This is a genomic window from Pseudonocardia sp. McavD-2-B (assembly GCF_024124365.1).
GTDB lineage: Bacteria > Actinomycetota > Actinomycetes > Mycobacteriales > Pseudonocardiaceae > Pseudonocardia > Pseudonocardia alni.
This window is the reverse complement of the sequence record NZ_JAMXSG010000049.1, coordinates 1-25,363: the sequence shown is the minus strand read 5'-3', so window position 1 is coordinate 25,363 and position 25,363 is coordinate 1. Positions and strand designations below refer to the sequence as shown.

Sequence of the window (25,363 nt, the reverse complement as noted above, 5' to 3'; positions counted from 1 at the left end):
CGCTCCCGCCGTGCCCGCGGCCCCGGCAGCACCGGGCGCCCCGGCCGTCGCCACCACCCCGGACGGCACCGCCGCTCCGCAGGCCCCGGCCGACGCCCGGACCCAGGACGCGCCGGAGCGCACCGCCCCGACCCGCCCCAGCCTGTGGGAGCGACTCTTCGGCACCACCCGCTGACCTGCGACGCAGGCACCGCCACGCGACGGCGTCCCGCACCGGGGCGCCGTCGCGGCGCGTCTCAGGGGAGCTCGGTCGCCCAGCCCCGCTGCAGCGCCCCCAGCACCTCGTCGAGCAGGTCGGCGAGCTCGGAGCCGTCGTCGGCGAGCCAACGCTCGTAGGCCGCGATGCACACGCCCAGGCATGCGTGCCCGACGCTCTGCGGGACGAGCTCCGAGGAGTCCTCGCCACGACGCTCGGCCACGTAGTCGGCCACGACCTCCCGCCACGAGGCGTAGCGCAGCGTCGAGTGCGCCTGCAGCGCCGGGGTCCGAAGGATCAGCCGCAGCCGGCGCCTGTGCCAGGGCTGCTCGTCCGGCTCGACGTGGTTGAACTCCAGCACCGCCCGCCGGACCCCCTCCAGCGTCGGCAGGTCCGACGGCTGGGCCGCGAGCACCGCGCGCATCCGCACCAGCTGCTCGTCGAAGGCGCCCCAGGCGATGTCGTTCTTGGAGGCGAAGTACCGGAAGAACGTGCGACGCCCGATCCCCGCGGCGTGCGCGACGTCGTCGACGGTCGTGTGCTCGAACCCCTGGTCGCTGAACATCTCCAGCGCGATGTGCTCGATCTCCGAGCGGGAGGTGACCGGGCGACGACCGGCGCGGCGCGCCCCGCCCCCGCCGGCACTTCCGGTCCCGTCGTTCTCGGTCACCGCTGACATCGTCGCCCCGCCGTGCTCCCCGACTCCTCCGTCGTGCCTGCGACCGGCGGACCGGGAGGGTCGAGCGGAACGCCGTCGGCCCCGATCATCCCACGTCGCGGTCGGCCCGTCGGCGCACGTCGCCCCTGTTCGGCGGCCGTTCGTCGCGTGGGCTCTCCACTTTGTCGGTGTGGCGCGGCACACTCGCGGCCAGACGGACCGGGACCCACCCGGACGGGTACGTCGAGGGGGAACCATGAGCGCACCCGCACGGGCCGCCGACACCACCGTGGACGAGCGGCCACCCGAGGAACGCCTCGAGGACCACCGGCGCGAGCTGACCGGCTACTGCTACCGGATGCTCGGCTCGGCGTTCGAGGCCGAGGACGCGGTGCAGGACACGATGGTCCGGGCCTGGAGGGGCGTCGCGAAGTTCGACGGCCGCTCCTCGCTGCGGTCCTGGCTGTACCGCATCGCCACCAACGTCTGCATCGACGCGTTGAACGGGCGCAAGCGCCGCGCCGTCCCGATGGACATCGGAGGCCCCGGCGCACCGGTCGCCGAGTCGCTGCGCGAGCCGCTGCCCGACGCCGAGTGGCTCGAACCGATGCCCGACGCCCGGGTGTCGACGCCGGCCGGGGACCCGGCGGACAAGGCCGTCGCGAAGGAGACGATCCGGCTCGCGTTCATCGCGGCGCTGCAGCACCTGCCGGCCCGCCAGCGCGCCGTGCTGATCCTGCGCGAGGTCCTGTGCTGGAAGGCCGCCGAGGTCGCCGAGCTGCTGGACACGTCCGTCGCGTCGGTCAACAGCGCCCTGCAGCGCGCCCGCGCCACCCTGGGCGAACAGGGCATCTCCGAGGCGGCGCCGCAGACCTCCCCGGCGATGGACCCGGCGCAGACCGCGCTGCTGATGCGCTACATGGCAGCGTTCGAGGCCTTCGACATGGAGGCGCTGACGGCGCTGCTCCACGAGGACGTCGAGCAGAACATGCCTCCGCTGGAGCTCTGGTTCCGCGGCCGGGACGACGTCATCGCCTGGATGGCGACCGGCCCCGGGCAGGGCTGCCGCGGGTCGCGGGTGGCTCCGGTGGAGATCAACGGGACGGTCGGCTTCGCCCAGTGGAAGCCGTCCGGGCCGAACGGCGAGTTCGAGGCCTGGGGCATCACGGCCCTGCGGATCGAGGACGGGGTCGTCACCGGGCTGAGCATCTTCCTCAACACCGAGCTGTTCGGCTACTTCGGGCTGCCGCTGAAGCTGGCCGACCGGCCGGAGCTGTGGGAACCGAAGGCCGGCTGACGCCGCCCGGGCTCGCCGCCTGGCCGGGGCTGCGCATCACGGCCCGGCTCGGCGGCGGGCACCGCGGCGCGGTCTGGGCGGCGACGGACGGGAGCCGACGGCTGGTGGTCCACCGGAGTGGGCGGACGCCCGCGGCGCTGGACTGGGAGCTCGACCTGACCGGCGAGCTGCGGGCCCACGGTTTCCGCGTACCCGACGTCGTCCCGACCGGTGACGGACGGCGGCGGTGCGGGGCGGTCGTCGTCCGGACCTGGCTCGACGGCGACCCACCCGGGCCGGGCGACGAGGCGGCCATCGCCGCCGAGCTGCGCCGGCTGCACGCCCTCACCTCGGGGCGGAGCCAGCGGCCGGGGTTCGTGGGCACGACCGAGCTGCTCGCGGGCGCCGACCGGGGTGGGGACGTGGACCTGACCGCGATGCCGTCCGATGTCGTCGCGGAGTGCCGGGCCGCGTGGGCCGTGGTGGACGGTCCGGTCGCCGTCGTCCACGGCGACCCCGGCCCGGGCAACATCCGGGTCCTGGACGGACGTCCGGGCCTGCTCGACTGGGACGAGTGCCGGGTGGACCGGGCGGTGCTCGACCTCGACGGTGGTCCCGGGGCGGCACGCGAGGTCCGCCGCGCCGTCGACGCGTGGGAGGTCGCGGTCTGCTGGACCGTCGAACCCGGCTACGCCCGGGAGCGGCTCGCCGCGCTGCGCGCCGCCCCCTGACCGGGCCTCACGCCGCCGGCGTCACCGCGGCGACCCGCTCCCCCGCCGTCCGGGCGTCGACGCGGGCGCGCTCGCGCTTCTCCGCGGCCAGCGGGCGCAGCTCGCTCATCGCGGGCACCACGTCGGCCAGGGTCAGCTCCGTCTCCACGACGGTCACGTCGGCACCCCACACGTCACGCAGGATGCGGGTGATCCAGCCGGAGCCGTGGTCCCACCCCTCGCGCGGGGTGCCCGGCCCGTAGCCGCCTCCCCGGGAGACCACGAGCACGACCGGACGGCCGGCGAGGGGCGTGCTCCCCGGCGCGAACCGGGGGTCGGTGATCAGTGCGTCGACCCAGGTCTTCAGGTGCGCGGCGATGCCGAAGTTGTAGAGCGGCGATCCGACGACGACGGCGTCCGCGGCCAGCACCTCGTCAGCCAACTCCGCGATGCGCGCGAGGGCCCCGCGCTGCTCCGGGGTGCGGTCGGCCTCGGCCACGTATCCGGCCGCGACCGCGGTGGTCCACAGGTCGGCGGGCAGCGGGGCGGTGCCCAGGTCACGGCGGACGACCTCGGCGCCCGGTCGCGCGTCGAGGTAGGCGCGCTCGACCTCGTCGGCGATCTCGCGGCTGACGGAGCCCTCGGTGCGGATGCTCGCGTCGAGTCGGAACAGGGACACGGTGACCTCCCGGTCGATCTGGAGTGAAGATGTTCTGTTGAACAGAGTATCTGCACGAGAGAAGACCTTGGCAAGCACGTATCCTGTGACGATGTCCGGTCCGTCCGCCCCGCAGAGCGTCGAGTGCGACCTGGCGTGGGCGTTGACCCGGGTGGCGCGCGACCACGCCACGGCGGTGCAGTGCGTCGTCGGCACGCTGCCCGGCGGTCAGCGCGGTTTCCAGGTGCTCGCCGCCGCGGCCGGGGACGATCCGCCCACCCAGCTCGCGCTCGCCCGCAAGCTCGGCGTGGACCGCACCGTGATGACCTACCTGCTGGACAAGGTCCAGCAGGCGGGACTGATCGAGCGGCGGCCCGACCCGAACGACCGGCGGGCCCGCCGGATCGTGCTCACCACGGCCGGCCGGGCGCTGCTCTGCGAGACCGAGACCCGGCTGCGCGCCGCCGAGGCCCACATCCTGGCGCCGCTCTCCCCGGACGAGCAGGGCGCGCTCCGGACGCTGCTGCGACGGGTCGCGACCGCGGGCACCGACCCGACCTCCGCCGAGGGCGAACCCCGTCCGCCGTCGGCGTAACCGCAGGTCAGGTGGCCCACCCCGGCCCTAGTGTCGGGCGGCACCCGAGGAGCGGAGATCCGATGCCCGTCCTGTCCACCCCGTCCGACCCCGCCGACCGCCTGCTCGGCGAGCGGATCGTGCTGCTCGCCCGCGAGCTCGACGACGACGTCGCCGCCGAGACCTGCGCGCGCCTGCTGCTGCTGGCCGCGGAGGACGCGCGCCGCGACATCACCCTGCACGTCCTGGCGCCCGGCGGCTCCCCGGTCGCCGCGATGGCGGTGCACGACACGATCCGCACGCTCGGCGTCGACGTCGCGACCGTCGCCGTGGGATCACTCGCGGGCCCGGTGCCGTTCCTCGTCGCGTCGGGGACGCCGGGCAAGCGGCTCGCTCGCGCGCACGCCGCGTTCCTGCCCACCGCGGACGGGCCGGTCCGCGGCTCGCACCCCGGCGACGTGCGGGTCCGGGCCGACCACCTCGCCGGACGCCGCCGCGAGATCGAGTCGCTGACCGCGGCGTACTGCGGCGCCCCACTGCCCGACGACGCCCGGGACCGCTGGCTGTCGGCGGCGGAGGCGGTGACGTTCGGCATCGTCGACGGACTGTCGGAACCCCGGACCGAAACGGATAGCTAGAGTCTCCGATGTGCGAGTCTCGGATCTGTCCCGGTCGTCCGGTGTCCCCGTCGCGACGATCAAGTACTACCTGCGCGAGGGCCTGCTGCCCCGCGGCGAGACGACGTCACCGAACCAGGCCCGCTACGACGACGCGCACATCCGACGGCTGCGCCTGATCCGGGCGCTCGTCGAGGTCGGCGGGCTGCCGATCGCGACCGTCCGCGAGGTGCTGTCGGCCGTCGACGACCCCGCGGTCGGCCTGCACGACATGCTCGGCCGGACGGTCTACGCGATCACCGGCGACGTCGGCGCGTCCGGCTCGCTCGACGAGGCGGAGGCCGACCTGGCCGGAGCCATGGCCCACCTGGGCTGGCAGGTCGAGAAGGACGCGCCCGCGCTGGCCGGGGCCCGGTCGGTGCTGGCCCGGATGCACGAGCTGGGCTGGGGCCCCGGCGAGGAGACCCTGCGGGCGTGGGCCGAGGCCGCCGACCGCGCCGCGGAGGGCGACCTGGCCGCGATCGGACGGACCACCGACCGCGAGGAAGCCGCGGAGACCGCATTGGTCGGCACCGTCCTCGGCGACGCCCTGCTCGCGGCCCTGCGCCGGATCGCCCAGGAGAGCCGCTCCGCGCAGCGCTACCGCGCCGGATCCTGAGCCCCGGGCAGCCGCACCGTCACCAGCACCGCGCGGTGGTCGCTGCCCGGGGTCTCGAGGACGACGTGGCGGCGGGTCACCGACCCGCGGGGCACGAGCACGTGGTCGATGCGGATCCCGGCCCAGCGCGGCAGCGACGACGGGAAGGTCCCCACGAGCCCCCGCCCGGTGCCGTCGGTGGCGTCGACGCAGTCGCCGGACGCGTCGCGCAGCCGCCGGTGGTCGACGACGGCGTTGAGGTCCCCGGCCACGACCGGCGCCGGTCGGGTGCGGGTCCACTCCCCGATCAGCGCGAGCTCACCGGTCCACAGCTCGGTCCACCGCGGGTTCGTCGGGGCGGAGGTGTGCACCGCGTACAGCGTCCGGGCACCGAGCAGCCCACCGGTGACCTCCAGGTACGGCAGCCGCATCCCCTGCCCGGGCCGGACGTCGACCTCCCCGGCCCGCGGCGCGACCAGTACCACCGTGCCGCGCTGGTCCGGGACGCCGGGCGGGACCGAGGACCAGCCGCGGTAGCCGCCGAGCAGGGGCAGGAGCCGGTCGAGGTAGGCGACGCCCGCCTCGGGCAGCACGACGACGTCCGGCCGCTCCCGGGTCACCGTCGCGGCGAGCGCGCCGGTGTCGGCCCGCCCCAGCAGCACGTTCGCGACGAGCACGGTCAGCTCGGGCCCGTCCGGCAGCGGGCCCTCCGGGCGCGGCAGCACCCGTCGCAGCGCGGGAGCGGCGGCCGCGGCGCCGGCCAGGCCCACCGCCGTCGCGGTGCGGCGCAGCCCGGTGAGCCGCAGGAGACCAGCGACCCCCAGTCCTGCGACGCCGAGGTGCGGACGCAGTGCGGTCAGACCGACCAGGGCGGAGCGCCGGTCGGTCCGCCACCGCCGCGGCAACACGGTGACGGCGGTACGCAGGGCTCGGTCGACGATCACGGACACGGGTGGACAACGCACGCGGGCCGCGCACGGTTCCACGGGAGCTATATGAACAGTTTAACTATCCGATAGTTACAGTATCCACATGCGGACATCCTCGCGTGGCACCGTCCGTCTCGACCCCGCCCGCACGGTCGCGATCCGCGCCGGGGCGGTGCTCGCGCTGGCCGGGATGGCGCTCGGCTTCCTGATGACGTCACCGACTAAGGACCAGCTCGCCGACTTCCGCGGGATCGCCGGGGCGCACACCGTCGGCGTCCCCGACGGCGGCCCGGGCCTGCCGCTGGTCGGGTGGAGCACGCTGGGCGGTGACCTGCGCGTCCCGCACTTCGTCGGGATGTACGCGCTGCAGCTGCTGCCACTGCTGCTGATCGTGTTCGAGCTGGCCGCAGGGCGGGTGGCCCGGCCGGCCGACCCACGGGTGCGTCGCGACCTGATGACGACGGCCGCCGCCGGCTACACCGGCCTGCTCGCCCTGCTGACCTGGCAGGCCCTGCGCGGACAGCCGCTCGTCGCCCCGGACGCGCTCACCGTCGCCGCGGCCGGGGCGCTGACGGTCCTGGTGTGGCCGGTGCCGTCGTCGCGCTGCGGGAGCGGCGACCGGTGCTCACGCCAGGCAGGTGAGCGGGCGCCCGCCGTTGTACTCGACCATCTCGGCGAGCGCGGCGATGGTGTCGATCGGGGCGCCGCGCTCGGCGCCGTCGAGCTCGGCGTAGGCGCGGTGCAGGTTCCCGACGATGCGCTCGACGTCCGGCCAGTCGCCGAACCGGCCGAGGTCGGTGTCGCGGGCGGCCTCCAGCGGGCGGACACCGGCGTCGCGGGCGCGCTCGGCCAGGTCGAGGACGAACCGCAGGTAGTCGACCGTGTCCCGGACCGGCCCGTCGCCCTGGAACACCGGCCCGTGGCCGGGCACCGTCGTCGCGACCCCGAGCGGGAGCACCACCTGCTCCAGGACGTCGATCGCGCCGGTCACCGAGCCCATCAGCAGGAACGGCGTGCCGCCGTGGAAGACCAGGTCCCCGCAGTAGAGGACCGACCGGTCGGGTACGTGCACGAGGACGTCGTTGGTGGTGTGGGCGGGCGTCCCGACGTGGAGGACGTCGGCCCTCAGGTCCCCCAGGTGCAGCGCGACGCGGTCGGTGAAGGTGAGGAACGGCGGGTCCAGCGGGAGCGAGCCCCAGTCGCCGTGGTCCCAGAACGGCAGGTCCCGGGGCGGGCCGAAGGCGATCATCTCCGCGCGTGCCCGCTCGTGTGCGACGACCGTCGCGCCGGAGAACAGGGCGTTGCCCCAGGTGTGGTCGCCGTGGTGGTGGGTGTTGACCAGCGTGCGGACCGGCCGGTCGGTGACCTCGCCGATCGCGGCCGCGAAGGCCCGGGTCCGGCGCTCGGTGGAGCAGGAGTCGACGGCGACGGCCCCCTGCGGCCCGACGAGCAGGCCCGCGTTGTTGATCCACCAGGTGCCGTCCGGCTGGACGTAGGCGAAGAGCCCGTCGGAGATCTCCTCCAGCCGGGGCGGGCCGGGGACGGTGATGTCGTGCGGGTGGGAGCTCATCGGCCGATCGTGACCGAACCGACCCCGGAACGCACGAGAGCCGGTCGGTGGCTACCGACCGGCTCTGCGGGGGATCAGGACTGTGGCCAGGGGCGGGGTCGAACCGCCGACCTTCCGCTTTTCAGGCGGACGCTCGTACCAACTGAGCTACCTGGCCCCGGCCTCCGGTGAACCGGAGATCCAGAGAGTGGAGCGACCCAGACGGGACTCGAACCCGCGACCTTCGCCGTGACAGGGCGACGCGCTAACCAACTGCGCCACTGGGCCTTGCTCTCGCGAAACGCATCGTATCCGATGTGTCTCGCGGTACCCCCAACGGGATTCGAACCCGCGCTGCCGCCTTGAAAGGGCGGAGTCCTAGGCCGCTAGACGATGGGGGCTGGGACCAGGCCCGAGGGCCTCGACCTTCCCTCAACGGCTGTCCGTTGGGAGTGAGTAAACCTTACGACACCGCTCCGAGGGGCCCTGCAACCACCCCCCGTTTCCGGCGTCGCCGCAGGTCAGCGAGCCACGGGTGGCGGCTGTTCCGGGTTGCCGGAGATCAGCCCCAGCATGTCGAGCAGCTCCCGCAGATCCTCGGAGTCGTCCGAGTTCCGGGCGACGACGAGCCGGGCGCGCTGCACCTGGTCGTCGGAGACCTTGAAGGCGTCGGCCGCGTTCCGCGGCGCCGGAATGGAACTGGTGTCGTCGTCGATGCCGCGCTTCGCGCCGATGGTCACGAGGCCTCCCCGTAGGCCGCCAGGACCTGCTCCGGGCCCGTCCGTGGGACGCGCCGCGTGCCGGTGTCCGTCGGTACCGCCACGTGCTGTGGCCGTGACCAAGACGTTACCCATCGTGCGGGGACCCCGCACGCCCCTTCCCGGGTGACGGCCGATCACCCAGCGCTGTGCGGGACGGGTGCGGCTCAGCGATCCGGCGAGACCCGGCAGGGGCTGCCGGACAGCTCCCCGACCGGCACGGATGCCGCCAGCGCCCAGTACCCGGCGGGCGACGGGTGGAGCCCGTCGCCGGAGTCCAGATCCGGACGGAGCCGGTGCGGGTCACCCGGGTCGCCCAGCGCGGCGGCCGCGTCGATCACCCCGTCGGCCCAGCGACGACCGTCCGAACGGAGCCAGCCGTTCACCTCGTCCCGGGCCGCGACGGCCGTCGGGGTGGCGCGACCGCCGCTGGCCGACGGCGGGATGGTGGTGAGGAACACGCGCAGCCCCGCGGCGCGGGCCCGCTGGGCGAAGCCCTGCAGCCCGGCGACGAGGTCACCGGCGGCCGCGCCGGCGGCGAGGTCGTTGGTGCCGACGAGCAGCACCACGTCGCGCACGCCGGGGACGGCGGCCACGTCGTCGTCCCAGCGGGTCGACGGCGCGTCACCGCCGGCCGGTGGATCGTCCTGCAGCAGCTGGTTGCGCGACAGTCCCGCGTTCAGCACGGTCATCGGCCGGTCGCCGCCCGCCGCGGCCAGCCGGGCGGCGAGCTGGTCGGGGAAGCGGTCGTCGCCGCCGGGGGTGGAGCCCACGCCGTCGACGAGGGAGTCCCCGATCACGAGGACGGCGCCGTCCGGGCGGGCCGCCAGGACCTCCAGACCGGTCAGCACCGGCCAGGACTGCAGGGTCGTGTCGAAGCCCGCCGCGTCCGGGGCCGCGGTGCGGTCCCCCGGCCCGGACAGCCAGGCGGTGCGCATCGCGACCGGGTGCGAGCCGATCGTGCGCGGTACCTCGGCCAGGAACAGGCTCACCGTCAGCGGCACGCCCGCCGCGGCGGCGACCGGTGCGGGATCGGTCAGCACCTCGGCACCCGCCGGGATGTCGGCCACGGGGGCCCCGCCGACGGTCAGCGGGACCGGCCGGGTCACCGCGGCGCCCGGGCCGGTGGCGCCGACGGTCATCGCCGCGATCCGCAGCGGCCCGTCGCCGTGCCGGTTGGACAGCCGCAGCCGCAGCTCCTCCCCCGCCGCGCCGGGCCGCACCACCATCCGCAGCGTCCGGCCGGCGAGGCTGTCGCCGGGGACGGCCTGCTGTGCGGCGTGCCAGGCGGCCGTCCAGCCGGGGGTGCACGTCGTCGCCGCGGCCGCCGCCGGGACGACCGACGGGACCGGGGCACAGCCCGCGGCCACGAACCCGGCGAGCAGCGTCCCGAGCACCGCCGCACCGGCGGCACCCCGCCTGCCACGCCACCGGACCGCACCGTCGTCGGGCCGCACCGGCACCGCCTCCCGTCCGTGGGCCCGCCCGCGGATCGGACGGGTCCCCCACGCGCTGTGTCGGGCCGTCACCCGATCACGTTACGGATCCGCCCGGTCACACTGCGACGATCGGCGCGTCGTCGTCGCCGAACGGCCCGTCCCTCCGGAGCGGTCCGCCCACTAGAGGGCTGCGCGTTGTCGGTGTCACCTCCTAGGGTCGTCGGCGACACGAGGGGCGGCCACCGTGGGCCGCCGGGATCGTCAGGGGAAGAGGACGACGGTGACCGCCTACGAGGAGATCTTCCGTTCCAGTGTGGACGACCGTGAGGGCTTCTGGCTCCGCGCGGCCGGCGGGATCGACTGGGACGTCGTCCCGACCCGCGCGCTCGACGAGTCGAACCCGCCGTTCTACCGCTGGTTCCCCGACGGCGAGCTGAACGTCGCGTACAACGCGCTCGACCGGCACGTCGACGCCGGGAACGGCGACCGCACGGCCCTGGTGTACGACTCGCCGGTCACCGGGTCGCGGCGCTCCTACACCTATGCGGAGCTGCGCGACGAGGTCGCGCTGTTCGCGGGCGTGCTGCGCGACCAGGGCATCGGCCACGGCGACCGGGTCGTCGTCTACATGCCGATGGTCCCCGAGGCCGCGATCGCGATGCTCGCCTGCGCCCGCCTCGGCGCCGTCCACTCGGTGGTCTTCGGCGGGTTCGCCGCCAAGGAGCTCGCCGTCCGGATCGACGACGCCGGGCCCAAGGTCGTCGTCTCGGCGTCCTGCGGCATCGAGGGCAAGCGCGTCATCGAGTACAAGCCGCTGCTCGACCGGGCGATCGAGCTGTCGGACCGCAAGCCCACGTCCACGGTGATCCTGCAGCGCGAGCAGGCCACCGCGCAGCTGGGCCCGACCGACGTCGACTGGGCCGAGGCCGTCGCCCACGCCACGCCGGCCGACCCGGTCCCGGTGAAGGCCACCGACCCGCTCTACGTGCTCTACACCTCCGGTACCACCGGCAAGCCGAAGGGCGTGGTGCGCGACTCGGGCGGCTACGCCGTCGCCCTGGCCTGGTCGATGCCCAACATCTACGACGTCGGCCCCGGCGAGACGATCTTCACCGCGTCCGACGTCGGCTGGGTCGTCGGCCACTCCTACATCGTCTACGCGCCGCTGCTGGCCGGAGCGACGACCGTGCTCTACGAGGGCAAGCCCGTCGGCACGCCGGACGCCGGGCAGTTCTGGCGGGTCGTCCAGGAGAACGGGGTGAAGTCCGTCTTCACCGCGCCCACGGCGTTCCGGGCGATCAAGAAGGAGGACCCGGAGGGCACGTTCCTCGGGCAGTACGACGTGTCCTCGCTGAAGTACCTCTTCCTCGCCGGGGAGCGCCTCGACCCCGAGACCCACCGCTGGGCCTCGGATCTGCTCGACATCCCCGTCATCGACCACTGGTGGCAGACCGAGACCGGCTGGCCGATCGCAGCCAACCCGGCGGGCATCGAGCTGCTGGAGATCAAGCCCGGCTCACCGACCCGTGCCATGCCCGGCTGGGACGTCCAGGTCCTCGACGAGCGGGGCGACCCGGCCGAGCCCGGTGTCGACGGCGCGATCGTGGCGAAGCTGCCGCTGCCGCCCGGTGCGTTCCCGACCCTGTGGAACGACGACGAGCGCTACGTCAGCTCCTACATGTCGGCGTTCGAGGGCTACTACCTCACCGGCGACGGCGGGCACCTCGACGCCGACGGCTACGTCTTCGTCATGGGCCGCACCGACGACGTCATCAACGTCGCGGGCCACCGTCTGTCCACCGGCGGGATGGAGGAGGTCCTGGCCTCGCACCCGGACGTCGCGGAGTGCGCGGTGATCGGCGTCGCGGACACCATGAAGGGGCAGATCCCGCGCGGTTTCGTGGTGCTGAAGTCCGGCGTCGACAGCGACGCCGAGGGCTACGAGGACGGGCTGCGCGCCGAGCTCGTGCAGATGGTGCGCGACCAGATCGGCGCGGTCGCCTCCCTCAAGGACGTCGCGATCGTCCCGGCCCTGCCCAAGACCCGTTCCGGCAAGATCCTCCGCAAGACCATGCGCGGGATCGCCGACGGCGCCGAGGAGCCGGTGCCCTCCACCATCGACGACGCGTCGGTGCTGGACACGCTGCGTCCGGTGCTGCGGAGGGAGTGAGCGCCCTCCATCGGGTGGTCCGGATGCGCCCCGCTTGACCCGGATCACCCGATGGCGGTAACGGCGGACGGCCGCGACCCGATGGTTGGTCGACGGCCGCTGCCGCTCCCCGGCATCCCCCGCGCGGTCGTCGACGTGGAGGTGTGCCGTGGACCCGGCGCGACTGCGACTCGCGGCACTGGCCGCCCCGGTGGCGCTCGGCGCCCTGCTCGGCGTGGCCGCGATGCTCGAACCCGACGAGGTGCGCCTGCCCTCGGTCGGCAGCATCCCGGTGACCACCCGGGCGACGACCGCGCTCCTCACCGGGGTGCCGCACACCACCCCGCCGCCGACGCCCGTGCAGGCCCGCGCGAACCTCGCGCCGCAGCCGTTGCCGACCGCCGCCCAGACCCGCGACAGCCGCTGACCTGCAGCCTTCCCGAGCGAGGAAGGGAAGCATAACCGCAGGTCAGGGAGCCCTCAGTCCTGCGGCGTCGGCACGGCGGGGGCACCATGGATGCCATGAAGGTCATCGTGGATTTCGACCGCTGCGAGAGCAATGCGGTCTGCATGGGTGTCGCGCCGGAGGTCTTCGAGGTGCGCGACGACGACTACCTCTACATCCTCGACGAGAACCCGGCCGAGTCGCTGCGGCCGAAGGTCGAGGAGGCGGCACGGAGCTGCCCCAAGGCCGCCATCACGATCGAGGACTGAGCCCCGGCGGTCGGGGGCGCCGGGGGGCGCGGCCGGCGCGAGTTGCCGGGCACTCCTCGCAGCGAGCAGGATCGCGGCGACGAGTGCACCGCCTGCGAAGGAGCCGACCGTGACACAGGGCGCGACGACCGACGTCTGGACCACCCCGCTCACCCCGCTGGCCTTCCTGGGCCGCTCGGCCGAGGTGTTCGCGGAGTCCACGGCGATCGTCTACGGCGACCGCAGGCACACCTACGCCGAGTTCGCGGCGGAGGCGACCCGGGTGGCGAACGCCCTCGCCGCGTCGGGCGTCGAGCCCGGTGACCGGGTCGCCTACCTGCTACCGAACGTCCCGGAGATGCTCGTCGCGCACTTCGCGGTGCCGCTGGCGGGCGCGGTCCTGGTCGCGATCAACACACGGCTGTCGACCGAGGAGGTCCGCTACATCCTGGACCACTCGGCGGCCACGGTGCTGGTCGTCGACGCCGTCCTGTACGAGACGGTCCGCCCGGTCGCCGACGAGCTGGCCACGGTCCGCGAGATCGTCACCGTCGTCGACCCTGCGGCGCCCGGCGACGGCGTCGGCTCCGGGACGAGCTACGCCGACCTGCTCGCCCGCGGCTCGGACGACCCGCGGCCCTGGGCCGTCGACGACGAGCAGGCCACCATCACGATCAACTACACCTCGGGGACGACCGGCAACCCGAAGGGCGTCGAGTACCACCACCGCGGTGCGTACCTGAACTCCTTCGGCGAGATCGTCCACTCCGGGCACACCGCGGACAGCGTCTACCTGTGGACGCTGCCGATGTTCCACTGCAACGGCTGGTGCACCCCGTGGGCCGTGACGGCCATCGGCGGCACCCACGTCTGCCTGCGCGAGGTCCGCGGCGACACCATCTGGCGGCTGATCGGCGAGCACGGCGTCACCCACCTCAACGGCGCCCCGACCGTCGTCACGACGATCATGAACTCACCCGAGGCCGTCACCCTGGACTACCGGCTGACGATCACGACGGCCGGCGCGCCGCCGTCGCCGACGACCATCCTGCAGATGGAGCGGATGGGGTTCCGCATCGTGCACGTGTACGGCCTCACCGAGACCTACGGGCCGTACGCGGTGAACCAGTACCAGCACGCCTGGGACGACCTCGACGGCGAGGAACGGGCCCGGCTCCAGGCCCGCCAGGGGGTCGGCATGGTGTGCGCGGACCGGGTCCGGGTGGTCGACGAGGAGATGGCCGACGTCCCCCGCGACGGCGCCACGATGGGCGAGATCGTGATGCGCGGGAACAACGTCATGAAGGGCTACCACCGCGACGAGGAGAAGACCGCGGAGGCGTTCCGGGGTGGCTGGTTCCACTCCGGCGACCTGGGCGTCGTGCACCCCGACGGCTACGTCGAGCTGCGCGACCGGGCCAAGGACGTGGTCATCTCCGGCGGCGAGAACATCTCCACCGTCGAGGTCGAGCAGGCGATCGTCTCGCACGACGCGGTGCTGGAGGCCGCCGTCGTCGGGGTGCCGGACGAGAAGTGGGGCGAGGTCTGCAAGGCCTTCGCCGTGCTCAAGCCGGGCCGCTCCGCCGAGCCGCAGGAGCTGATCGACCACGTGAAGACGAGGATCGCCCGGTACAAGGCGCCCAAGTACGTCGAGCTGGTCGACGAGCTGCCCAAGACCTCCACCGGCAAGGTCCAGAAGTTCGAGCTGCGCGAGAAGGAGTGGGCCGGCCGCGGGGACTCGCGCATCCAGGGTTGACGCATATCGGTTAGCGTTGCTGAACGTGAGCATCGCAACCGAATCGGGCACGACGGACACCACCGCGCCGTCCGCCTTCCGCGTCGCGACCGGCGCGGTGGTCGTGACGACGGCGTCGGTGCTCCCGGTGTTCCTCACCGGTGCCCTGTCGGTGCAGCTCTCGCGCGACCTGGCCTTCGACCCGTCCGGGCTGGGGCTGGTCGTCGCGCTGTACTTCGGGGTCAGCGCGCTGTGCTCGCTGCCGGTCGGCATGGTCGTCGAGCGGGTGGGATCACGGGTGACCAGCCGGATCGCCGTCGTCGGGGCGGCGGTGCTGATGGCGGCCCTGGCGCTGGGCGCGCGGTCCTACGTCGCGCTCGTCGTCCTGCTGCTCTGCGGCGCCTGGTGCAACGTGATGGGCCAGCTGTCGTCGAACCTGACGCTCGCGCGCTCGGTGCCCGCACACCGGATGGGGCTGTCCTTCGGGGTGAAGCAGGCCGCGATCCCGGCGGCGACGCTGCTGGCCGGGCTGGCCGTCCCCGCGGTGGCGCTGACCGTGGGCTGGCGCTGGGCGTACGGGATCGGCGCGCTGCTGGCGCTGGCGGCACTGTCCGCGTGCCCGCGCACCGACGCCCGCCCGGCGGCCCGCACGGGGTCCGGCGACCGGGCGACGGCCGCGCTCGCCGTGATCGGCGCCGCCTCCGGGCTCGCGGCCGGGACCGCGACCGCGCTCGGCATCTTCCTGGTCGCCTCGGCGGTGGACCGCGGGATCGACCCCGGTCTGGCCGGGCTGATGCTGACCCTCGGCAGTGTGGTGGGGCTGTCGGTGCGGATGCTGCACGGGTGGCTGGCCGATATGCGCTCGGGCGGCCACGTCGCCGTCGTCGCGGCGAGTCTCGCCGCGGGCGCCGGCGGGTTCGGGCTGCTCGCCGTGCCCGGGACGCCCGCGCTGGTCGTCGGGGTGGTGCTGGCGTTCGGGCTGGGCTGGGCGTGGCCGGGTCTGCTGCAGTTCGCCGTGGTGCGGCTCAACCCGTCCGCCCCGGCCGCGGCGACGTCGATCGTGCAGGTCGGTGTCTACGCCGGCGGTTTCGCCGGACCGATCGTCTTCGGCTCGCTCGCCACCCACGCGGGCTTCCCGACCGCGTGGACGGTCAACGCCGTCGTGATGCTGGTGTCGGCGGCGTTGATGCTGGTCGGGCGCCGGATGCTGCTCGCCCACGCGCGCCGCCGGGCCGAATCAGGACGCAGGTTGTCAGGGTCGTAGGGCACAGTGGCCCCCGCTCGCACCTTCCGAGGGGGACAACACGATGCCGGACGCGATCCGCGCCACGGGACTGGTCAAGACCTATGGTTCGCTCCGCGCGCTCGACGGGGTCGACCTGTCGGTGCCGGAGGGGACGGTGCTCGGCCTGCTGGGCCCGAACGGCGCCGGGAAGACCACGGTCGTCCGGGTGCTGACCACACTGCTGACACCGGACGCGGGCGAGGCCACCGTGGCCGGCGTCGACGTGCTGGCCGACCCGGCAGGCGTCCGCCGCCGGATCGGTCTGTCCGGGCAGTACGCCGCGGTCGACGAGTACCTGACCGGCTTCGAGAACCTGGAGATGGTCGGGCGGCTGTACCACCTGGGTCGGCGCCGGGCCCGGGACCGGGCCCGTGAGCTGCTGGCCGACTTCGGCCTGACCGACGCCGCGGACCGTCCGGCCCGGACCTACTCCGGCGGGATGCGCCGCCGGCTCGACCTGGCCGGGGCGCTCGTCGCCGACCCGCCGGTGCTGCTGCTCGACGAGCCGACCACCGGGCTGGACCCGCGCAGCCGCAACGACCTGTGGGACGTGATCCGCGGTCTCGTCGCGCGCGGGACGACGCTGCTGCTCACCACCCAGTACCTGGAGGAGGCCGACGCTCTGGCAGACGAGATCGTGGTCATCGACCACGGCCGGGTCATCGCGCGCGGCACCGCGGACGAGCTCAAGTCGCAGGTCGGCGGGGAGCGCCTGGAGGTCACGACCAGCCTGGCCGACGACCTGGAGCCCACCGCCGCACTGCTCGCCTCGCTCGGCGTGGGTGAGGCCGTGCTGGACCGGCACCGCCGCTCCCTGACGATGCCGGTCAGCGGCGGGGTCGAGGTGCTGCGCGCCGCGCTGGACCGGCTCGCCGAGGCCGGCACCAAGGTCGACGACGCGGGGCTGCGCCGCCCGACGCTCGACGACGTCTTCCTCACCCTGACCGGGCGCCCCGCCGACGAGGCGGACCAGGCCGAGGAGCCGACCCCGTGAACGCCGCCGCCACCATGCTCGCCGACGCCTCCGTCGTCGCGAAGCGCAATCTGATCAAGATCAAGCGGGTCCCGGACCTGCTGGTCTTCACCACCCTGTCCCCGATCATGTTCGTGCTGCTGTTCGCCTACGTCTTCGGCGGCGCGATCGACCCGACCGGCGGCGGGGCCGGGTACCGCGAGTTCCTGATGGCCGGGATCTTCGCCCAGACCGTCATCTTCGGGGCCACGAACACCGGCGCCGGGCTCGCCGAGGACGTCAAGAAGGGCATCATCGAGCGATTCCGCTCGCTGCCGATGTCGTCGTCGGCGGTGCTGACCGGCCGGACCCTGTCCGACGTGGTGAACAACCTGATCGTGCTGGTCGTGATGTCGCTGACCGGGCTGCTGGTCGGCTGGCGCATCCACACCTCGGTCGGCGAGGCGCTCGCCGGGTTCGCGGTGCTGATCGTGTTCGCCTACGCGTTCTCCTGGGTGATGGCGTTCGTCGGGCTGCTGGTGCCGAGCCCGGAGGTCGTGAACAACGCGTCGTTCATCGTGATCTTCCCGGTGACGTTCCTGGCGAACACCTTCGTGCCGCTGAACTCGCTGCCCGGCCCGCTTCGGGTGTTCGCCGAGTGGAACCCGGTCTCGGCGGTCACGGCAGCCGCACGGACCCTGTTCGGCAACGACGGCGCGATCCCGGCCTCGGCGTCCGCCTCGGACGCCTGGCCGTTGCAGCACCCGGTGCTCTACGTGCTGATCTGGTCGGTCGTGATCGTCGCGGTGTTCGCGCCGCTGGCGAGCCGGCAGTACCGGCGGGCCGCGAGCCGCTGACCCCGCTGCCACTGGCCCCACTACGGCCCCCCTGCGGCGGATCGGTTCCGCCGCGGAGGGGGCCGTCGTGATCGTCGCCGGGCTGGTGCTGTAGTTGTCGGACCCGTCGAAGCGGCGGCCGGCGTCGATCCAGCTGGGGCCGCCGCTGCTGGGCGTGCCGGCTCTCGCGGCGGGGCCGGCGGCCTGACCCCGGACGTGGGGAGGCCCTCCCCGGTGTCCCCGGGGAGGGCCTCGTCGTCCGTCGGGACGCTCGTCGTGCGTGACCACTCCAGCGACTGCGGGGGCGCGTCGCTGTCGGGCGTCCCGGCGTCCGTCCGGGGTCAGCCGACCTGGTTGAGCCAGGCTCCGCGGCCGTTGGAGAAGTCCATCGGGTCGTAGAGCAGGACGTACTGCCCGGTCGCGCCGCTCGGCCGGTCGAAGCAGACGCTGCCGGTCGTGGTGCCGCCGGGCGCCAGCTGACCGGCGGAGAGCAGCGAGTCGGAACCGAGCAACGTGGTCATCAGCGCCGCGCCGTTCGGGTCCTGGAGCTTCCAGTCGAAGCCCCCGTTGAAGGACTCCGTACCGGATCCGGTGTTGGTGTAGGTGACGTCCGAGCACAGGGTCTGCCCGATGGTCGAGTCGCCCGGTTTCAGCGGGGTGGCCGCGATCTGCAGGTTCCCGACGGTCAGCGTCTCACCTGCATCGGTGACCACGTCGTCGGCGGTCGCACCCGGGAAGGCACCCGACGCGTCGCCGGAGGCTGCCGACCCGGCCGCGGCCGGAGTCGCCGTCGAGGGGGTCGTCGGCAGACCCGACACCGCGGCGGCGAACACCGACGCGTAGAGGACGCAGACCACGAGCCCGATCGCCGAGAGTACGGTGCCCGCGATCGCGACCCCGCGGTTGTCCGCCCGGCCCCTGCTCGCCCGGACGACACCGAGCACACCGAACAGCAGGCCCAGCAGTACCAGCGGCCAGGCGATCATCCCGATGATCGGGATGAAGGAGAACAGCAGGCCCAGGATCCCGAGCACCAGCGCGGTGACGCCGAACCCGTTGCGCGGGGCGACAGCGGGGACGGCCGGGGCCGCGGTGCGCTGCTGCGGGACACCGCCGCGCCGGGCCGCACTCGGCCAGGGCTGGGCGCCGGTGGCGGCCGGGGCCTGCTGCTGCGGGCTGCGGGCCTGCTGCGGGACCCCGCCCGGGTTGGTGCGGCCGAAGGGCGGCCCGCCGAAGGGGACCTCGGGGTGGCCGTCGTAGTAGGGGTTCGGGTTGCCGCCGGAGTGCTGCGGCCGGGGCTGGTGGTGCGGCGCCCAGCCCTGCGGCGCGGCACCGCGCGGGTCCTGCGCGTACTGCTGCTGGTGGCGTCCGGGGCCCTGGGGCCCCCGGTACTGCTGCGGGACACGGTGCGGGCCGGACTGCTGCTGCGGCGGGCCGGAGAGGTCCGGGGCGCCGTGGCGGTTCTGCGGAGTGGTCACGCCACGGCTGTCGCGGCGACGGCGGCCCGCGTATCAGCCGGCCCGCCCTTATCAACAAATGTGAGGACAGGTCCGTTCAGCCGTGCCGGTAGTCGGCCGAACAGGTCAGCCGAGGCGGTCGATCAGGGCCAGCGCGTCGGTCGGTGCGTGGACCTTCGCGTCGTTGTCGAAGTAGCAGACGACGTCGTGCCCGGCGTCGCGCCAGCCGCGGACGCGCTCCGCCCAGCCGTCGAGGGCCTCGGCGGTGTAGCCGCCGCTGTAGAGCTCCCCCTGGCCGTGCAGGCGCAGGTAGACGAGGTCGGCGGTCACCTCGTCGAACACCGGCCAGGTGCCCGCGGAGTCGGACAGCACCAGCGCGACCCCGTGCTCCCGCAGCAGCGCGGTGAACGCCGGGTCCCGGAACGACGGGTGCCGCGGCTCGACCGCGTGCCGCAGCGGGCGGTCGGCGTCGGTCTCGACCAGCGCCCGGCCGTCGAGCCGCTCGTCGTGCCCGGTCGCGGCCCGGGCGGCGGCCGTGGTGCTCGCCGGCAGCAGCTCCAGGAAGCGGGCCAGCCGGTCGGCGTCGAACCGCATCCGGGGCGGCAGCTGCCACAGCACCGGGCCCAGCGCTGGCCCCAGGCCGAGCACGCCGGAAGCGAGGAAGTTCGCGACCGGCACCGCGACGTCGCGCAGCTGCTTGAGGTGCGTCACGAACCGCGGGCCCTTCACCGCGAACACGAACCCGGCCGGGACCTGCTCGGCCCAGGCCCGGTAGTTCTCCGGGCGCTGCAGGGAGTAGAACGACCCGTTGATCTCGATCGAGGTGACCTGCCGGGACAGGTACTCCAGCTCGCGGCGCTGCACCAGTCCGGGCGGGTAGAACGTGCCGCGCCACGGCGGGTAGCGCCACCCCGACGTCCCCACCAGGGCCCGTCCGGGCCGGGTGGCGGATCCGGGGCGCGTCACGTGCCGCCGACCAGCCCGCGCAGCGCGGCCGCCCCGGCGACCGGGTGCGTGACGGGCCCGTCGTGGCCGCCGGGCAGCTCGACGAGCCCGCGGCCGAGCCGGGACGCGAGCACCTCGGCGCAGCGGTGCTCCCAGCGCCCGCGCGACTCGACCCCGCCGGTCGGGACGACCCGGACCCCGCTCGCGGTGATGTCGTCGGGGTCGATGCGGACGGCCCGTACCGCGGGGACGTCGTGGCGCAGGAACCGGCGCAGTGCGGGCTCCGGGTCCCCGGACGGCGGTTCCGGCCGGTAGCCGGGCTCGACGGGGTCGTCGCCCGAGGTCAGCGCGGCCATCAGCCGCAGCGCCCCGCCGAGGTCGTCGCGTGCGGCGAGCGCCTCGACCCGGTCCAGGGCCGCCTCGCGGTCGGCATCGCGGACGAGGCCGGGCAGCGGCGGCTCGTGCGCCACCAGCGTCGTGACCAGGTCCGGGTGGCGCACCGCGAGCAGCAGGCCGATCACCGCCCCGATGCTCACCCCCACGACGGCGGACGGTCCGGTGTCGGCCAGCAGCGCGGCGGCGTCGTCGGCGTGCGCGTTCAGCCCGACCGGGTCCGGCCCGGCCGGGCTGCGACCGACGCCGCGCCGGTCGTAGGTGCGGACCCGGTGGGTGACGGCGAGCTCGTCGACGAGCATCCGGGCCGCGCCGGCCTCGGCCACGCCGCCCTGGACCAGCAGCAGCGGCGGTCCCGATCCGGCCGTCTCGTGGTGCAGTGGCACGGTGCCCTCCCTCGCGGTGCGCGGCCGGATGCGGGACCCGGCGGACGCGGTACGGGCCCGATCATCGCCCGGGCGGCTGCGGTCCCGCCCGTTTGCCAGGATGGACGGCATGCGCACCCGACCGCACCTCCCGTCGTGACCGAGCTCGCCCCGGCGGTGCGCCGGGTCCTGGACTGGCCGGTCGACCACGTGGGCGCGGCCGTCGTCGCCGCCGACGGCACCGTGCTCGCCACCGCGGGCGCCACCGACCGCGAGTTCGGGCTGGCCTCGGTGACCAAGCTGCTCTCGGCCTACGCCGCCCTGGTCGCCGTGGAGGAGGGCGCCGTCGACTGGGACGACGCGGCCGGCCCGGAGGGCGCGACCGTGCGCCACCTGATCGCGCACACCTCGGGTCTGGCGTTCGACACCGACGACGTCCGTGCCGCCCCGGGTGAGCAGCGGATCTACTCGAACACCGGGTTCGCGGTGCTCGCCGGCGCCATCGCCGAGGCGACCGGCATCGGGTTCGCCGAGTACCTGCACGAGGCCGTCTGCGCCCCGCTCGGGATGACGCACACCCGGCTGGAGGGCTCGGCGGGCGCGGGCGCGGTGTCCACCGTCGACGACCTGGCCCGCTTCGCCGCCGAGCTGCAGGCCCCGCAGCTGCTGGACCCGCGCACCGTCGCCGAGGCGACGACCGTCGCCTACCCCGGGCTCGACGGCCTGCTCCCCGGCTACGGACGGCAGAAGCCGAACGACTGGGGCCTGGGCATGGAGATCCGCGACGGCAAGTCCCCGCACTGGACCGGGGAGCACTCGTCACCGCGGACCTTCGGCCACTTCGGGCAGTCCGGCACGTTCCTGTGGGTCGACCCGGACGTGCGCGCCGCCGCCGTCGTGCTGACCGACCGCGACTTCGGGCCGTGGGCGGTCCAGGCGTGGACGCCGTGGACGGACGGGGTGCTCGCGGCGCTCGCGACCGGCTGAGGACCGGTCAGGGGCCGACCCGGTCGAAGCCCCAGGAGTGCGGCGGCCGGGCCAGCAGCTCGCCGGGCGGCTCGGGCAGCGTCGTCCCGGCCGGCACCCCGACCGCGATGACGACGACCCGCCCGCCGTCGGCGATGAACAGCTCGTGGCGCTCGGCGCCGGCCAGCGCGACGGCCGCCTGCTCGCGCACGTGGGCGAGGAGCTCGTCGCGCCGGCCGTCGGCGGCGCGGGCCTCCCACATCAGCGTCGGGGTCACGTCCGGCGCTCCGGGACGGTCGGCACGTCGACCGCGGCGGCCACGTCCTGCGCGGTGACCCGGAACCGGGCCGGGTAGTGCGCGGCGTCGCGGACGGCGGGCGGCTCGGTGTCGCGCCAGACGAACCCGCAAGCGCCGCAGCGGTGCACGGTCCACACCCCGGGGACCGGGGAGGTCGCGAGCACGGCGGCGCCGTCGGTGGAGCAGCGGGGGCAGGTCATCAGCGGTTCTCCTTCCGGTCGCCGGCGACGAGCCGGCCGAGTCGCTCGACCCAGGCCGCGGTGTCGTCGGGCGGCACGACGCCCTGGGAGTAGTGCCCGCGGTCGTCCGGGGCGGTCGGGGTGGTGGCGTCGATGATCAGCTTGTGGGTGATCCCGGCCGGGTCGGACCCGGGGTCCAGCGGCAGCACCGGCATGTCGGGCAGGGTCACCAGGTCGTGCGCGGGGTGCATCTTGGTCGACAACGCCCACATGACCTGGGGCAGGTCGAACGGGTCCACGGTGTCGTCGACGCAGATCACGACCTTGCAGTAGCCGAGGCCGTGCGGGGTGGTCATGGTCCGCATCCCGACGGCCTTGGCGAAGCCCCCGTAGCGGTTGCGGACCGACACGATCGCGAGCAGCCCGTGGGTGTACATGGCGTTGACCGCGCGCACCTCGGGGAACTCGGCCTGCAGCTGCTTGAGCAGCGGGACGCAGGTGTTCGGCCCGATGAGGTAGTCGCACTCGGTCCACGGCATGCCGATGTAGAGGTGCTCGAAGTAGGGCGTGGTCCGGTAGGACACCCGGTCGATGCGGATCTGCGGCATCCGGCGGCCGCCCGAGTAGTGCCCGGTGAACTCGCCGAACGGGCCCTCGAAGTGCCGCTCGCGGCCCAGGACGACGCCCTCCAGCAGGATCTCGCAGCCCCACGGGACGTCGAGCCCGGTCTCCGGACCGGTGGCGATCGGGCAGGGCGAGCCGCGCAGGGCGCCCGCCATCTCGTACTCGCTGTCGGTGTAGGCGATCGGCATGCCCGCCACCAGCGGGATCGTCGGCTCGTTGCCGAGCGCGATCGCGACCGGCAGGTCCTCGCCGCGCTCCTCGGCGCGGCGCAGCTGCAGCGCGATGTCGTGCTGCGGGACGGGCTGCAGACCCAGCGTGCGCGGCCCCTGGACCTCCATCCGGTAGATGCCCAGGTTCTGCTTGCCGAAGGACTCCGGGTCGTCGGGGTCGCGGCTGACGACGGCGGCCTTGTCGATGTAGAAGCCGCCGTCGCCGGCGTTGATGCGGAACAGCGGCAGCAGCGCGAACAGGTCGACCGCCTCCGCGGCGACGGTGTTCTCCGCGAACGGCGGGTCGGCGCGCCGCTCGACCGGCACCGGGAAGGCGTCCCAGCGACGGCCGAACTCCTCGACCTGCTCGCGCACCGGGGTCTCCGGAGGCAGCCCGAGCGCGATCGCGTGGTTGGCCCAGGAGCCGTGCGCGTTGAGCACGATGTTCGGGTCGCGGAACCCGGCGACGTCGGTGAACAGCAGCGCGGGGGCGCGGTCGCCGAGCTTCGGAGCGGCGGCACCGGCGGCGCCGAGGTCGGGCTCGGCCTTCACCTCGTCGTCGATGCGCAGGAGCTGGCCGTGCCGCTCGAGCTCGGCCAGGTAGTCGCGGAAGGTGTCCATCAGGCGCTCCTCCTCTGACGCGCGGACCCGCCGGTCCAGCGGCGGGCCCGCGGGGCGGGCAGGTCGAACTGGTCGCAGATGCGGGCGACGACGTGGTCCACGACGTCGTTCACCGCGGCCGGGTGGTTGTAGAAGGCGGGCATCGGCGGGACGATCCGCACCCCGGCGCGGCGCAGGGCCAGCATGTTCTCGAGGTGGATCTCCGATAGCGGGGTCTCCCGCGGCACGAGGACCAGCCTCCGGTCCTCCTTGATCGTGACGTCCGCGGCGCGGGCGACGAGCCCGTCGGCGATGCCGTGCCGGATCTGCGCGAGGGTCTTCATCGAGCAGGGGACGACGACCATCCCGTCCGTCCGGAACGAGCCGGAGGAGATCGACGCGGCCTGGTCCCCGAACGGGTGGGCGGTCCCGGCCAGCGCCTCGACCTCGGGCACCGTCCAACCGGTCTCCTCGACGATCGTCGCCCGCGCCCACTTCGAGAGCACGAGGTGCGTGTCGACCTCGGCGTCGCGCAGCGCCTCCAGCAGGCGGATCCCGAGGATCGCGCCGGTCGCGCCGGTGATTCCCACGACGAGTCGCACCGGACCACCTCCCAACTAGTTCGTATACTAACTGTTTGCATACGCACTATACTCGCGGCATGACCGATCGCAACCCGGGTGCCGACGAGGCGGTCGTCCACCTGCTCCGCCGGGTCCTGCAGTCCCACACCGCGACCTGGCAGCAGCGCGTCCCCCAGCTGACCAAGCCGCAGTACGCGATGCTCGACGCGCTGCGCCGCCGTCCCGGGATCGACCAGGTCACGCTCGGATCGCTCGCCGCGACCGACAAGGGCACCACCACCGAGCTGCTGCGCCGGATGGAGCGCCACGGCTGGCTGACCCGCACCCGCTCCGAGACCGACCAGCGACGACTGCTGGTCCACCTCACCGACCAGGGGGAACGCCTGGCCGCCGGGGCCGCGACCGAGGCCCGTGCGCTGGCCGCCGAGTTCCTCGCCCCGCTCGACGAGACCGAGCGGGCCCGGTTGCGCGACCTGCTGGCCCGGCTCGCCGAGACGGGGTCCGACGCCGTTCCCGAGAGGGACGGGAACTGAGCCGGAAACCGTCGCGCGGGGCGGGAATGATCCGGGACCCCCGCCCGTTGCAACGACTGTCCGAGCCGGGCGAACCGAGTCCCCGGGCCGCAATAGATAACCGCCGCCGTGGAATTCCGTTCGGCTGGAGCCGCGGTGCGCCACTCGCCGCGAGGCGACCGGCGTCCGGTTCGGACCCCATACCGCCGATTCCCGAAACCCATTCGACGACGCCTGCGAGGCCGGTCACCATGGTCGGCGCACGCCCGGTCCCGGGCGAGCAGGCAGACTGAACGAACGATGTCCAGCGAACCCGTCCCGTCCTCGACCTCCGCGCAGCCGTCGTCGCACGACCGTCCGCGCCGCCCCCGCCGCCGTTCCGGTACCCGGGGCGACCACCGGCAGCGCGGCGGGACCTCCGGCACCCCGCAGGACACCGCCACCCAGCAGGACACCGTCATCCACCAGGACCAGACTCCATCGGACCTCGCCGCAGCGCAGGCCGCCCCCGGGACGGAGGGCGCCGCGCGCGGCGTCCCGGCCCGCGAGCAGCAGCGCCGCCGCACGTCGACGCAGCGCC

At 74.2% G+C, this 25,363-nt stretch carries 28 protein-coding genes and 3 tRNA genes; 15 read left to right on the top strand and 16 right to left on the bottom strand.

The annotated features are described in order from the left end of the window. Window positions 1–236 precede the first annotated feature (236 nt). Entirely contained in the window at window positions 237–875 is a 639-nt protein-coding gene (gene mftR / locus NH602_RS09700) for a mycofactocin system transcriptional regulator (RefSeq protein ID WP_179761213.1), read from the bottom strand. Between the two features lie 235 nt (window positions 876–1,110). Between mftR and NH602_RS09695 the strand changes: the two genes are divergently transcribed. Together NH602_RS09695 and NH602_RS09690 are read left to right on the top strand one after the other, a co-directional pair. Further along, entirely contained in the window at window positions 1,111–2,151 is a 1,041-nt protein-coding gene (locus tag NH602_RS09695; protein WP_073577888.1) for a sigma-70 family RNA polymerase sigma factor, read from the top strand. After that, entirely contained in the window at window positions 2,130–2,861 is a 732-nt protein-coding gene (locus tag NH602_RS09690; protein WP_253067632.1) for a phosphotransferase enzyme family protein, read from the top strand. The genes NH602_RS09695 and NH602_RS09690 overlap by 22 nt, the downstream gene beginning before the upstream one ends. Window positions 2,862–2,868: 7 nt before the next feature. Here the strand turns inward: NH602_RS09690 and NH602_RS09685 are convergent, their stop codons facing one another. Then, the gene (locus tag NH602_RS09685; protein WP_073577889.1) at window positions 2,869–3,519 is read right to left on the bottom strand and encodes an FMN-dependent NADH-azoreductase; all 651 of its coding nucleotides are present in this window, start codon (window positions 3,517–3,519) and stop codon (window positions 2,869–2,871) included. Between the two features lie 91 nt (window positions 3,520–3,610). Between NH602_RS09685 and NH602_RS09680 the strand changes: the two genes are divergently transcribed. The 3 genes from NH602_RS09680 to NH602_RS09670 all read left to right on the top strand — a co-directional run bounded on the left by NH602_RS09680 (window position 3,611) and on the right by NH602_RS09670 (window position 5,347). Next, window positions 3,611–4,093 carry a MarR family winged helix-turn-helix transcriptional regulator gene (locus NH602_RS09680; protein WP_253067631.1) on the top strand — a complete coding sequence of 161 codons (483 nt, stop codon included), beginning with the start codon at window positions 3,611–3,613 and terminating at the stop codon, window positions 4,091–4,093. A 62-nt stretch (window positions 4,094–4,155) separates the two neighbouring features. Beyond that, window positions 4,156–4,710, top strand: coding sequence for an ATP-dependent Clp protease proteolytic subunit (locus tag NH602_RS09675; RefSeq protein WP_179761216.1), 555 nt, complete (start codon window positions 4,156–4,158; stop codon window positions 4,708–4,710). 10 nt (window positions 4,711–4,720) lie between these two features. Further along, a complete protein-coding gene (locus NH602_RS09670) occupies window positions 4,721–5,347 on the top strand; it encodes a MerR family transcriptional regulator (RefSeq protein WP_253067630.1) in 627 nt (208 codons plus the stop codon). Here NH602_RS09670 and NH602_RS09665 read toward each other — a convergent pair. From NH602_RS09665 to NH602_RS31870, 7 genes are all read right to left on the bottom strand, one after another. Beyond that, a complete protein-coding gene (locus tag NH602_RS09665) occupies window positions 5,329–6,270 on the bottom strand; it encodes an endonuclease/exonuclease/phosphatase family protein (RefSeq protein ID WP_253067629.1) in 942 nt (313 codons plus the stop codon). The genes NH602_RS09670 and NH602_RS09665 overlap by 19 nt on opposite strands. A gap of 610 nt (window positions 6,271–6,880) precedes the next feature. Further along, on the bottom strand, window positions 6,881–7,825 hold the full coding sequence (locus NH602_RS09660; protein ID WP_253067628.1) for an MBL fold metallo-hydrolase: 945 nt from the start codon (window positions 7,823–7,825) through the stop codon (window positions 6,881–6,883). A gap of 83 nt (window positions 7,826–7,908) precedes the next feature. Beyond that, window positions 7,909–7,982: transfer RNA gene (locus tag NH602_RS09655), tRNA-Phe, on the bottom strand. Window positions 7,983–8,018: 36 nt separating this feature from the next. Then, window positions 8,019–8,092 (bottom strand) — tRNA-Asp (locus NH602_RS09650). Between the two features lie 40 nt (window positions 8,093–8,132). Further along, a tRNA-Glu gene (locus NH602_RS09645) sits at window positions 8,133–8,205 on the bottom strand. Window positions 8,206–8,325: 120 nt separating this feature from the next. Next, window positions 8,326–8,544, bottom strand: coding sequence for a hypothetical protein (locus tag NH602_RS09640; RefSeq protein ID WP_062399816.1), 219 nt, complete (start codon window positions 8,542–8,544; stop codon window positions 8,326–8,328). A gap of 185 nt (window positions 8,545–8,729) precedes the next feature. Then, a complete protein-coding gene (locus NH602_RS31870) occupies window positions 8,730–10,091 on the bottom strand; it encodes a GDSL-type esterase/lipase family protein (RefSeq protein WP_253067627.1) in 1,362 nt (453 codons plus the stop codon). A 190-nt stretch (window positions 10,092–10,281) separates the two neighbouring features. Between NH602_RS31870 and NH602_RS09630 the strand changes: the two genes are divergently transcribed. From NH602_RS09630 to NH602_RS09600, 7 genes are all read left to right on the top strand, one after another. Next, window positions 10,282–12,171: a propionyl-CoA synthetase gene (locus NH602_RS09630; RefSeq protein WP_253067626.1), complete on the top strand. Its 1,890-nt coding sequence runs from the start codon at window positions 10,282–10,284 to the stop codon at window positions 12,169–12,171. A 148-nt stretch (window positions 12,172–12,319) separates the two neighbouring features. After that, window positions 12,320–12,577, top strand: a complete 258-nt coding sequence (locus NH602_RS09625) for a hypothetical protein (RefSeq protein ID WP_062399812.1) — start codon at window positions 12,320–12,322, stop codon at window positions 12,575–12,577. 95 nt (window positions 12,578–12,672) lie between these two features. Beyond that, the gene (locus NH602_RS09620) at window positions 12,673–12,864 is read left to right on the top strand and encodes a ferredoxin (protein ID WP_224392573.1); all 192 of its coding nucleotides are present in this window, start codon (window positions 12,673–12,675) and stop codon (window positions 12,862–12,864) included. 109 nt (window positions 12,865–12,973) lie between these two features. Further along, window positions 12,974–14,599, top strand: a complete 1,626-nt coding sequence (locus NH602_RS09615; protein ID WP_253067625.1) for an acyl--CoA ligase family protein — start codon at window positions 12,974–12,976, stop codon at window positions 14,597–14,599. A gap of 25 nt (window positions 14,600–14,624) precedes the next feature. Beyond that, window positions 14,625–15,842, top strand: coding sequence for an MFS transporter (locus tag NH602_RS09610; protein WP_253067624.1), 1,218 nt, complete (start codon window positions 14,625–14,627; stop codon window positions 15,840–15,842). A 43-nt stretch (window positions 15,843–15,885) separates the two neighbouring features. Beyond that, the gene (locus NH602_RS09605) at window positions 15,886–16,857 is read left to right on the top strand and encodes an ATP-binding cassette domain-containing protein (protein WP_208824556.1); all 972 of its coding nucleotides are present in this window, start codon (window positions 15,886–15,888) and stop codon (window positions 16,855–16,857) included. Further along, window positions 16,854–17,672 (top strand): ABC transporter permease, encoded by an 819-nt coding sequence (locus tag NH602_RS09600; RefSeq protein WP_374203828.1) that lies wholly within the window; start codon window positions 16,854–16,856, stop codon window positions 17,670–17,672. The genes NH602_RS09605 and NH602_RS09600 overlap by 4 nt, the downstream gene beginning before the upstream one ends. A gap of 320 nt (window positions 17,673–17,992) precedes the next feature. Here the strand turns inward: NH602_RS09600 and NH602_RS31865 are convergent, their stop codons facing one another. From NH602_RS31865 to NH602_RS09585, 3 genes are all read right to left on the bottom strand, one after another. Next, on the bottom strand, window positions 17,993–19,129 hold the full coding sequence (locus NH602_RS31865; RefSeq protein ID WP_253067623.1) for a DUF4190 domain-containing protein: 1,137 nt from the start codon (window positions 19,127–19,129) through the stop codon (window positions 17,993–17,995). 105 nt (window positions 19,130–19,234) lie between these two features. Beyond that, on the bottom strand, window positions 19,235–20,074 hold the full coding sequence (locus NH602_RS09590; protein WP_253067622.1) for a DUF72 domain-containing protein: 840 nt from the start codon (window positions 20,072–20,074) through the stop codon (window positions 19,235–19,237). Then, complete coding sequence (locus NH602_RS09585; protein ID WP_253067621.1) at window positions 20,071–20,832, bottom strand: alpha/beta fold hydrolase; 762 nt, start codon at window positions 20,830–20,832, stop codon at window positions 20,071–20,073. Before NH602_RS09585 ends, NH602_RS09590 begins: the two co-directional genes overlap by 4 nt. Before the next feature lie 135 nt (window positions 20,833–20,967). Between NH602_RS09585 and NH602_RS09580 the strand changes: the two genes are divergently transcribed. After that, the gene (locus tag NH602_RS09580; protein WP_073577902.1) at window positions 20,968–21,798 is read left to right on the top strand and encodes a serine hydrolase; all 831 of its coding nucleotides are present in this window, start codon (window positions 20,968–20,970) and stop codon (window positions 21,796–21,798) included. A 7-nt stretch (window positions 21,799–21,805) separates the two neighbouring features. Here the strand turns inward: NH602_RS09580 and NH602_RS09575 are convergent, their stop codons facing one another. Genes NH602_RS09575 through NH602_RS09560 form a run of 4 tightly spaced genes read right to left on the bottom strand, consistent with a single transcriptional unit; the run spans window position 21,806 to window position 24,289 of the window. Next, window positions 21,806–22,054 carry a hypothetical protein gene (locus NH602_RS09575; protein WP_179761226.1) on the bottom strand — a complete coding sequence of 83 codons (249 nt, stop codon included), beginning with the start codon at window positions 22,052–22,054 and terminating at the stop codon, window positions 21,806–21,808. Beyond that, on the bottom strand, window positions 22,051–22,275 hold the full coding sequence (locus tag NH602_RS09570) for a non-oxidative hydroxyarylic acid decarboxylases subunit D (protein WP_073577904.1): 225 nt from the start codon (window positions 22,273–22,275) through the stop codon (window positions 22,051–22,053). The genes NH602_RS09575 and NH602_RS09570 overlap by 4 nt, the downstream gene beginning before the upstream one ends. After that, window positions 22,275–23,708 (bottom strand): non-oxidative hydroxyarylic acid decarboxylases subunit C, encoded by a 1,434-nt coding sequence (locus tag NH602_RS09565; RefSeq protein WP_179761227.1) that lies wholly within the window; start codon window positions 23,706–23,708, stop codon window positions 22,275–22,277. The genes NH602_RS09570 and NH602_RS09565 overlap by 1 nt, the downstream gene beginning before the upstream one ends. Further along, window positions 23,708–24,289, bottom strand: coding sequence for a UbiX family flavin prenyltransferase (locus tag NH602_RS09560; protein WP_179761228.1), 582 nt, complete (start codon window positions 24,287–24,289; stop codon window positions 23,708–23,710). Before NH602_RS09560 ends, NH602_RS09565 begins: the two co-directional genes overlap by 1 nt. 59 nt (window positions 24,290–24,348) lie before the next feature. On the opposite strand from NH602_RS09560, the gene NH602_RS09555 reads away from it, so the two are divergent. Together NH602_RS09555 and NH602_RS09550 are read left to right on the top strand one after the other, a co-directional pair. After that, on the top strand, window positions 24,349–24,804 hold the full coding sequence (locus NH602_RS09555; RefSeq protein ID WP_179761229.1) for a MarR family winged helix-turn-helix transcriptional regulator: 456 nt from the start codon (window positions 24,349–24,351) through the stop codon (window positions 24,802–24,804). Window positions 24,805–25,083: 279 nt separating this feature from the next. Next, the coding region (locus NH602_RS09550; RefSeq protein WP_202417578.1) for a hypothetical protein at window positions 25,084–25,363 on the top strand (280 nt) is incomplete at its 3' end.